This is a genomic window from Robiginitalea sp. (genome assembly GCF_049588695.1).
Taxonomy (GTDB): Bacteria; Bacteroidota; Bacteroidia; order Flavobacteriales; family Flavobacteriaceae; genus Robiginitalea.
Genome location: NZ_JBAVZJ010000296.1, coordinates 1 through 8,573, shown reverse-complemented (window position 1 = coordinate 8,573; position 8,573 = coordinate 1). Strand labels below are relative to the sequence as shown.

Below are 8,573 nucleotides of genomic sequence, written 5' to 3'. Positions count from 1 at the left end.
GACAATCCAAGGCTGGATACTCGTTTTTGGAAAGGCTCCAACCCGGTCCGGATCCTTATCGATAGAAGGCATACGGTACCCCACCACTTTCAAATCTTTGGGCCCGGGGGTAAAACTCTGGTCTTTTTTGATAAAAAAAATGTACCACAAGACACTGGAGATATTTTATACCATGAGGTTTCGGAGGATAAACCCCTGATACCTCAACTCTTGCATACATTGTGGCAGGAAGATATTCAGAGTCTGATCGTAGAGGGAGGGGCTCGCACCTTAGGGTATTTTATCAATTCGGGGAGTTGGGATGAAGCCCGGATCATTAATGGTCCCCTCGCATTGGAGACAGGACTTGCGGCTCCAAAAATTTTGCATAAACCCACATCTATTTATAAATCAGGACCGGACACGGTCCGAATTCTACGCAATGATTCAGAATATCATCTTTGATTTTGGCGGGGTGTTTATCAATTTGGATATGGATGCCGTCAACAGGGGTTTAAACAGTTACGGACTGGTTGCACCCGGAGCTGATCTTTTATCCCTTAGCGCGCAGTATGAAAAGGGAGAGGTGGATTCTAAAACCTTCCTGAGACGCGTACAACAAAGTATTCCGGGGAGTCAGGAAGAGGGTATACGGCAAATTTGGAATGCAACCATAGCCGATTTCCCATTCGCAAGGCTTGAATTCCTTATAAAACTTAAAGAATCGGGGCGATACCGTATGTTCCTTTTGAGCAACACCAACGCCCTTCATATCGAACAAGTCCGGGATAACATGGGGAAAGATAACTTTGACCGTTTTCGGGGGTGTTTTGAGGCGTTCTACCTCTCACATGAGATCGGAATGCGCAAACCAGATCCGAAAATATTTTCTTTTGTACTTGACAAAAATGGACTGAGGCCAGAGGAAACCCTTTTTATCGATGATACGAAGGAGCATATCGAAAGCGCTTCGGCACTCGGGATAAACACCTGGCACCTGGACGTTCAAAAGGAAAGTATTCTGGAGCTTAATAAACACTTGGTTTAATCAGGATGTGGGATCTCATATGGAGCATCTGCTGCTCCAGTATCATTTTTATCGTATTTAAACTCTTCAAGACCTATAAGGCGGATACATTTCACGCAATCATCGTAAATTATTTTACCGCTTTAGGCGTGGGATTGCTTGTCAATCAAGAGCCCATCCTCTTTGAGGAACTCGCTCAAAAGACCTGGCTTACAGGTGCCATCCTCCTGGGTGCATTCTTTATTCTCATTTTTAACCTCATGGCCGCGACTTCTCAAAACCTAGGGGTTTCAGTCGCTTCTGTGGCGACAAAAATGTCTTTGGCGATTCCTGTAATAGCCGGCCTTATCCTATATGAGGAACACTTGAATACCATGCAGTTTATCGGAATTGGCCTGGCGCTTTTTGCGGTCTATTTCACAGCATACAAGGAAAAAAGGGAGGGATTAAACGCCGAATTGAGAACCATGATTTTGCCATTACTGGTTTTTCTGGGGTCAGGAATTATCGACACAAGTATTAAATACCTGCAGCACACCATGATCCCGGAAAATGAATACTCTTTATTTTCTGCCGTTGTTTTTGGTTTTGCAGGACTGACGGGCATCCTGGTCCTACTTTTTAAAAACCCTAAAACCCTGACTCGCCTTAGGCCCGTCAATATTTTGGGCGGGGTAGCCCTGGGAATTCCGAATTTCTTTTCTATCTACTTTTTGTTGCGCGCCCTCAAATTTGACGGGCTGAATAGTGCTTCGGTTTTTACCTTGAATAATGTCGCTATTGTGATGCTTACCACGTTGCTGGGTATTGTTTTATTCAGGGAATCCCTGAGCAGGAAAAATTGGATGGGAATTCTTCTGGCGATAATCAGTATATTGTTAATCAGCCTTTTGTGATGTCGAATCAACTAAATAACTTTAAGACCATCTCAGGAACTGCGGGTCCGGTTTTATACCGTGAGAAGAAAAGCCGGTTTATCGGATATGCCTTTCCCGTTTCCTCCGTAGAAGCTGCCGACCAGCAGCTGGCGTCACTCAGAAAAGAACATGCAGATGCCACCCATGTATGTTATGGGTACCGCATTGGAATTGTGAATACACACCTGAGGATGAACGACGACGGGGAACCTGCCTATACGGCCGGAAGCCCTATCCTCGGACAAATCACCTCAGCTGGGCTATATGACGTGCTGGTGTGTGTAGTCCGCTATTATGGCGGTGTTAAACTGGGGGTAGGCGGACTTTCCAAAGCCTACAAAGAAGCGGCCAAAGGCGTCCTGGAAAGTTCTGCCGTCATTCGTAGAAAAGCTGTCTCTTTAATTCGGTTACAATTCCAGTACCCTCAGCTCGATGATGTTATGGGTTTTATCTCTCAAAACAGATTAAAAGTCACCTCACAACAAATGGAGCTGGATTGCACCATCGAACTAGTCGTTTCTACTGAAAAAAGCGAGGCCTTTTGCTTAAGGCTTGCGAGCATAGGGGGCGTTGAGGTTCAGAAAAAAGAAGTCTTCAGGTAAGTAAGGTCTGTAATTTATCCAAAATATAATCCGGGCATCGAACAGGTCTTCGCGTTTTGGAATTTAAAAAGGCCAAATCTGTCTGAGCCGTGGCGAGAATTTCCCCATTGTCACCCTCAATTTCGAAGTCAAATGAGATACGGACGGTAGGTATATTCCTCAGGCGGGTACGAATGGTGATCAACTGGTCGTATACGGCCGGTTTTTTATATTCAATACGGATAGCTGTAACAGGAAGAATGTAGCCGGTTTCCTCCATCTCCGCGTAGGATATTCCGAGAGCCCTCAACCACTCAACCCTCCCCATCTCCAGGTATTGCGGGTAGTTCCCGTGATAAACCACTCCCATTTGATCGGTCTCGCCGTAGCGGACCCGGATTGAAATCTCATGAGAATGCATAAAAATTGGTTGAAAAATAGTATATTTAAAAAGAGTCCCGAAGGGGGCTGAACTTGCAAAAAAAAAACTAGAATTTCAACCCCGTTCAGGTTTTTTTTTTAGGTTTTTTGTTCACATATTTGTCTCTCTCTAAAGGGACAGGTTTACTGTCCTTTTTTATACCGGCTAACAAGTACCTAACCAAGACTAAGACTGCTTTTCAAAATGAGTGTTACCGCGCGTTCCGTATGGGAAAATTGTTTGGTTTTTATCAAAGACAACATACAACCGCAGGCATTTAAAACATGGTTTGATCCTATTAAGCCCGTTCGGCTTACAGACAAATCCCTGAGCATAGAGGTCCCGAGTAAGTTTTTCTACGAATGGCTGGAAGAACACTATATCACTTTATTGAAAGTTGCCCTGACAAGAGAGCTGGGGGAAGGGGCAAAATTGGTGTATATCATTAAAATGGAGAATACTTATGGCAACCGGGAGCCGTTCACAGAAAAAATCCCGAGTTCAAACAGAGGACAGATGACACCCCAGGAAATGGATGTTCCTATAAAATCCAAGAATCCGGAATTAAAAAATCCTTTTGTGATTCCGGGGATTCGGAATATAAAGATTGAATCTCAATTAAATCCGAATTACAATTTCGAAAATTTCCTCGAAGGGGATTCGAACAGGCTGGCCCGGTCTGCAGGGATGGCTGTAGCCAATAAGCCCGGGGGCACTTCCTTCAACCCCCTGTTGATCTTTGGAGGTGTAGGACTGGGAAAAACCCACCTGGCTCATGCCATAGGGGTTGAAATCAAAGACAAATACCCGGACCGCACTGTCCTGTATATCTCCGCTGAAAAGTTTACCCAGCAGTATATCGAATCCGTTAAAAAGAATACGCGGAACGATTTTATCCACTTCTATCAGTTAATCGATGTGCTTTTAATTGATGACGTGCAGTTCCTCTCCGGTAAATCTGGGACTCAGGACGTATTTTTTCATATTTTCAACCATCTCCACCAGAATGGGAAACAGGTTATTTTAACCTCGGATAAGGCCCCTGTAGACATGCAGGATATTGAACAACGCTTGCTTTCTCGTTTTAAATGGGGCTTGTCTGCCGAATTGCAAACCCCTGATTATGAAACCAGGGTTTCTATCCTTAAAAATAAACTCTATCGGGATGGAGTTGAAATGCCCGAGGAGATTATCGATTACGTGGCCAAACATATCAAATCAAATATACGGGAGCTCGAAGGTGCTATTATTTCGCTGATTGCTCAATCTTCCTTCAATAAAAAGGAAGTAACCCTGGATCTCGCCCAAAAAGTAGTCGAAAAATTCGTCAAGAATACCAAAAGAGAAGTCTCGATAGATTACATACAGAAGGTCGTTTCCGATTATTTTGAGATGGATGTGGCCACCCTGCAGTCTAAGACCCGGAAACGCCATATCGTACAGGCGAGGCAATTGGCCATGTATTTCGCTAAAAAGTACACTAAAGCCTCCCTGGCAAGTATCGGATCCCAAATTGGGAAACGGGATCATGCCACGGTTCTCCACGCGTGCAAAACAGTAGATAATCTGGCGGAAACAGATAAGCAATTCCGGAAGTATATCGATGACCTGACGAAGAAATTCTCCTAATACCCTATGCCTGTTAAGGTTTTAATGGTTTGTCTTGGGAATATCTGCAGATCCCCATTGGCGGAAGGAATTCTCAAATCAAAAGTGAACCCTGCTGAGGTTGTTGTAGATTCAGCCGGTACTGCGGGGTATCATATCGGAAAAGCCCCGGATATCCGTTCCATAGAAGTTGCTTCACGGGCCGGAATAGATATCAGCCATCAGAAATGCCGCCGTTTTACACCTGAAGATTTTGATAATTTTGATTATATTTTTGCCATGGATCGGGAGAATTTGATGCATTTACAGGAATTAGCCCGAAATACTGCAGATTTAAATAAACTCTACTTATTGCTGGAGGAAGCAGGAAGTCCCGGGGAAGAAGTTCCCGACCCCTATTATGGCGGTACCGACGGTTTTCAACAGGTTTTCCGGATGATCGATGCGGCCACCGAAAAGCTCCTGCCCCTTTTATCCAAATCCTGAAAGCCTATGAAAACGAACCCCTCGGACTTTGGAAAGCTATACCTTATCCCCACTACCCTTGGGATCACCGAACCCCTGGAGGTTTTGCCCCTGACGATCAAGCAGGCAATCGAGCAAATCGATCATTTTATAGTAGAAAATGAAAAGACTGCCCGTCGGTTTATTAAGAAAATTACCCCTCGAAAGACTCAGAGTCTCCTCAATATATCCTTATTGAACAAATTTACCGAACCCGAACTGCTGCCGGGATACCTGGAACCCTGCCTAATGGGGCAACCCCTGGGCGTATTATCCGAGGCCGGATGCCCGGCCATTGCCGATCCGGGTGCCGTAATTGTCAGACTCGCCCATGAAAAAGGGATACAGGTAGTTCCGCTTGTCGGGCCTTCTTCCATTATACTTGCCCTTATGGCGAGTGGATTAAACGGACAGAATTTCGCCTTTAACGGCTACCTGCCCATTGACAGCTCCAATCGGAAGAAGACCATAAAGCAATTGGAAAAAAAATCAAGGGATACAGGACAAACCCAGCTCTTTATGGAAACGCCCTACCGAAATGAAAAACTCATCTCGGAACTACTTAAGTCTTTACAAGGGGAAACATCTCTGTGCATTGCGGCAGATATCACCCTGAAAACAGAATGGATACGGACACTCAAGGTGAGTGAATGGGGGCCAAACCTTCCCGATCTGAATAAACGGCCTGCAATTTTTGCAATCCAGGCCTGATTTTGTACCGCTTAATTTACCCTGGGATTCCGCTTCGGAAGAATGGAAGAGGTGTCGTATCCTTTAAATTTCCCCATATAATGGGAAATCGTGGTCCCGTAGGCATCCGCTAAGTCATGCGAACCCCAGGAGCGGAGGTACTTTCTAACATTACCGGGGCCTGCCAAATGAGCTGCCGCGAGAATACCCGATTCGGTAATCTCGACACCTTTGATCTTTTTACCTACAAAACGGGGGATGTCACGTCTCAAAATCCATTTGTTCCTGGAGAGATTTGTTACGAATACCCGCTCTTGTAATTCTGGATTTTTCAGGAATTTAGTGGCATTATACACGCCCATTAGTTGGAGCGTTCCGATCCCGAATTGATATTTCCCAAGGTATCCAAGGGTGTTCGTAATGAAATAATCCCCGCTGGACTCCTTAAAAGCCAGGGCTTCTCGAAAACCAATCACCGATGTTCCTAAAAAGGGTGGTTGAATCCACTCGGGCTGAATGGCCGTTGGTGGTGCCGGATAGATGACGTGTAACGTGTCTTTGATCAGTAAGGTTTCTGGGACCCTGACAGCATACTCTGACCGGGATTCCGAAACAAAACTTGTAAAAAGTAAAACCATGATCAAAGGACTGATAAATCGAATCCTCTTATTCATATAGTTTGTTTCGTAAGACTGAAGGACTCAAAAAGCCCTGCTTAACGTTCTCGGGTCAAAGATACATTTGAGGCATTTCGATATCCCCAACTTTATCTTAAAAGGTCAGAAAATTCGGATAAATGGCATAAAATGGCCCATTTCGTGTCTATCGTCGAATTTTTTGCTGATTGAGCCAACGGACGTACTGCTCTTTATTGCGGTTGTGCTGCCCAAGGGTCTCGGCAAACTTGTGATATCCGAAATTCTCTATATCCGCCACGAAATAGAGGAACTTGTGTTTTTCAGGGTTCAAAACAGCTTCAATGGCCGAAATATCGGGCATGGCAATGGGACCAGGAGGTATTCCCGGATACTTATAAGTGTTAAAGGGAGAGTCGATTTCCAGATCCCGGTAGAGCACCCTTTTAATAAGGGTATCATAATTTCCGGATTCTTTCTTGATCGCATAGATTACTGTGGGATCGGCCTGAAGCAACATTCCCTTTTTCAGACGGTTCAGATACACCCCTGCTACCCGGGGTCTTTCATCCGATTTCGCTGTTTCTTTGTGTACTACTGATGCCAGGGCGATGACCTCTTCCGGGGACAAGCCAACGGCCTGAGCCTTTGCCAACCGGGCATCAGTCCAGAATTTAGTGTATTCTGCCAACATCCGTTCCCTGAATGCAGTGGCCGAGGTATTCCAGTAAAACTCGTAACTATTGGGAAGGTAAGGCAAAAGGACTTGATCCGCAGTCCAGTCCTCGGCCCTGAGAAAAGCAGGATCTGTAAAAGCCTGGTACAAGGCGAGGCTATCTGCCTCCAGTTGGGTACTAATCCGCCCGGCCAGCAAAGCAGGGGTCTCCTGATTGTTAAAAGATACGCGGACAGGAATATTCCCACTCCTGAGGGCATTGACGATATCGTTGTTGTTCATCCCTTGGGTTATAGCGTATTTACCGCCTTTTATATTGTCGGTATAACGCTTTTGCCGGGCTGCTTTTTCAAAGGTTGAGGGATTTTTCAACAGGGGCTGTAATTGCTCCATAACCTCATCGAAATCTGCATCGGAGGGTATAAACACATAAGCCTCTTCGTTGCTGAAACCCGTGTTGGATATAAAAAGGGTTCGGTAGACCATAGCTGAAAACAGGCCTCCGATCAGCAGACCAAGTATAACAACAGTCAATAAAATGCGCTTAAGGTACATGGGGTTTTAATTTTTGGAAAAACAATTCGTCTTTGAAGCCCGAAGCAGTTCTTAACCAGTCCTTTCGAACACCGTTTTGTACAAAACCGAGTTTCTCAAATAGATGTATGCTGCGCAGATTATCGGCAGATACCCCGGCATACAACTGATGCATGTCCAGGACCTGAAACGCATAGGAACACAGTAGTGTCAGCGCCTCTGCCCCGAACCCCTGGTTCCTGTGCTCGGATTGTGAAATCACTATACCGATTCCCGCGCGTAAGTGCCTGGGGTCAAAATCGTAAAGATCGATAAGTCCGATAGCGGATTCATCCTGGCCTGTTATGGCCAGGCGAAGCTGTTTAGCCTGGTAAATATCCTGGTGTGCCGTTTCCAGGTATGCCCGCAGAACCTTTCGGGAATACGGTGTGAGTGTACCGCTGATCTCCCAAATATCCGGATCGTTTTCCAGGGCAAACAAATATTCCAGATCCTCGGGTTCGAGGGCACGCAACTGAATATGTTTCCCCTTTAAAACTGTCATTTTAAAACCCCTTTAAAAACCCTTTCAGCGGGGCCTTCCAACCAGATATCTGAATATCCGTTTTGATTTCTTTTAAACCGAACCTTCAGGGTTCCACCCAAAGTAACTAATTCCGCCTGAGGGTGGGAAAGCTGTCCAAGCTCAAACATTGCCAGGGCTACGGCTGTCGCGCCCGTACCACAGGAATAGGTTTCTGCCTCTACTCCTCTCTCGTAGGTTCTCACCTCAAACCGACCCGAATCCAGAGGTTTCACGAAGTTAATATTGCTTCCTTTTTCGCCGTAGAGCCCATACCGAATGCGCCTTCCCTCCTTCTCCACATCGAGGGTGTCCCAATCATCCCAAATCTGTACGTGGTGCGGAGATCCAGTATCGAGATAAAGATATCGCGGGTTGGATTGGATATGGGGGACGTCCTGCATTTGGAGGGATATCTGGTCCTCTGAAATACACGCCT

At 45.6% G+C, this 8,573-nt stretch carries 11 protein-coding genes and 1 pseudogene; 7 read left to right on the top strand and 5 right to left on the bottom strand.

Annotation, left to right across the window (positions count from 1 at the left end):
* The 4 genes from WBV75_RS07355 to WBV75_RS07340 form a co-directional block, all read left to right on the top strand.
* Positions 1–444 (top strand): RibD family protein (locus WBV75_RS07355; RefSeq protein ID WP_424119984.1); only part of this gene is annotated, 444 nt, incomplete at its 5' end.
* Complete coding sequence (locus WBV75_RS07350; protein WP_424119983.1) at positions 422–1,027, top strand: HAD family hydrolase; 606 nt, start codon at positions 422–424, stop codon at positions 1,025–1,027. The genes WBV75_RS07355 and WBV75_RS07350, both read left to right, overlap by 23 nt.
* A gap of 5 nt (positions 1,028–1,032) precedes the next feature.
* Positions 1,033–1,902, top strand: a complete 870-nt coding sequence (locus WBV75_RS07345) for an EamA family transporter (RefSeq protein WP_424119982.1) — start codon at positions 1,033–1,035, stop codon at positions 1,900–1,902.
* On the top strand, positions 1,902–2,525 hold the full coding sequence (locus tag WBV75_RS07340) for an IMPACT family protein (RefSeq protein WP_424119981.1): 624 nt from the start codon (positions 1,902–1,904) through the stop codon (positions 2,523–2,525). The genes WBV75_RS07345 and WBV75_RS07340 overlap by 1 nt, the downstream gene beginning before the upstream one ends.
* Here the strand turns inward: WBV75_RS07340 and WBV75_RS07335 are convergent.
* On the bottom strand, positions 2,518–2,925 hold the full coding sequence (locus WBV75_RS07335) for an acyl-CoA thioesterase (protein ID WP_424119980.1): 408 nt from the start codon (positions 2,923–2,925) through the stop codon (positions 2,518–2,520). The genes WBV75_RS07340 and WBV75_RS07335 overlap by 8 nt on opposite strands.
* 204 nt (positions 2,926–3,129) lie before the next feature.
* On the opposite strand from WBV75_RS07335, the gene dnaA reads away from it, so the two are divergent.
* From dnaA to WBV75_RS07320, 3 genes are read left to right on the top strand one after another with little or no spacing between them, the layout of a single operon-like run.
* Entirely contained in the window at positions 3,130–4,554 is a 1,425-nt protein-coding gene (gene dnaA, locus WBV75_RS07330) for a chromosomal replication initiator protein DnaA (RefSeq protein WP_424119979.1), read from the top strand.
* 6 nt (positions 4,555–4,560) lie between these two features.
* Positions 4,561–5,019, top strand: a complete 459-nt coding sequence (locus WBV75_RS07325; RefSeq protein ID WP_424119978.1) for a low molecular weight protein-tyrosine-phosphatase — start codon at positions 4,561–4,563, stop codon at positions 5,017–5,019.
* 6 nt (positions 5,020–5,025) lie between these two features.
* On the top strand, positions 5,026–5,748 hold the full coding sequence (locus tag WBV75_RS07320; protein ID WP_424119977.1) for an SAM-dependent methyltransferase: 723 nt from the start codon (positions 5,026–5,028) through the stop codon (positions 5,746–5,748).
* 11 nt (positions 5,749–5,759) lie between these two features.
* On the opposite strand, the gene WBV75_RS07315 is transcribed toward WBV75_RS07320, so the two are convergent.
* The 4 genes and pseudogenes from WBV75_RS07315 to WBV75_RS07300 all read right to left on the bottom strand — a co-directional run.
* Positions 5,760–6,401, bottom strand: a complete 642-nt coding sequence (locus WBV75_RS07315) for a hypothetical protein (RefSeq protein ID WP_424119976.1) — start codon at positions 6,399–6,401, stop codon at positions 5,760–5,762.
* Positions 6,402–6,549: 148 nt separating this feature from the next.
* Positions 6,550–7,593, bottom strand: a complete 1,044-nt coding sequence (mltG, locus tag WBV75_RS07310) for an endolytic transglycosylase MltG (protein ID WP_424119975.1) — start codon at positions 7,591–7,593, stop codon at positions 6,550–6,552.
* Positions 7,583–8,116, bottom strand: coding sequence for a GNAT family N-acetyltransferase (locus WBV75_RS07305; RefSeq protein WP_424119974.1), 534 nt, complete (start codon positions 8,114–8,116; stop codon positions 7,583–7,585). Before WBV75_RS07305 ends, mltG begins: the two co-directional genes overlap by 11 nt.
* A pseudogene (locus WBV75_RS07300) lies at positions 8,113–8,573 on the bottom strand (diaminopimelate epimerase); the annotation flags it as partial. The gene WBV75_RS07305 and the pseudogene WBV75_RS07300, both read right to left, overlap by 4 nt.

Coding starts and splice junctions, on each gene's coding strand:
- WBV75_RS07350 (WP_424119983.1), top strand. CDS start 422: ATGATTCAGAATATCATCTTTGATTTTGGCGGGGTGTTTATCAATTTG.
- WBV75_RS07345 (WP_424119982.1), top strand. CDS start 1,033: ATGTGGGATCTCATATGGAGCATCTGCTGCTCCAGTATCATTTTTATC.
- WBV75_RS07340 (WP_424119981.1), top strand. CDS start 1,902: ATGTCGAATCAACTAAATAACTTTAAGACCATCTCAGGAACTGCGGGT.
- WBV75_RS07335 (WP_424119980.1), bottom strand. CDS start 2,925: ATGCATTCTCATGAGATTTCAATCCGGGTCCGCTACGGCGAGACCGAT.
- dnaA (WP_424119979.1), top strand. CDS start 3,130: ATGAGTGTTACCGCGCGTTCCGTATGGGAAAATTGTTTGGTTTTTATC.
- WBV75_RS07325 (WP_424119978.1), top strand. CDS start 4,561: ATGCCTGTTAAGGTTTTAATGGTTTGTCTTGGGAATATCTGCAGATCC.
- WBV75_RS07320 (WP_424119977.1), top strand. CDS start 5,026: ATGAAAACGAACCCCTCGGACTTTGGAAAGCTATACCTTATCCCCACT.
- WBV75_RS07315 (WP_424119976.1), bottom strand. CDS start 6,401: ATGAATAAGAGGATTCGATTTATCAGTCCTTTGATCATGGTTTTACTT.
- mltG (WP_424119975.1), bottom strand. CDS start 7,593: ATGTACCTTAAGCGCATTTTATTGACTGTTGTTATACTTGGTCTGCTG.
- WBV75_RS07305 (WP_424119974.1), bottom strand. CDS start 8,116: ATGACAGTTTTAAAGGGGAAACATATTCAGTTGCGTGCCCTCGAACCC.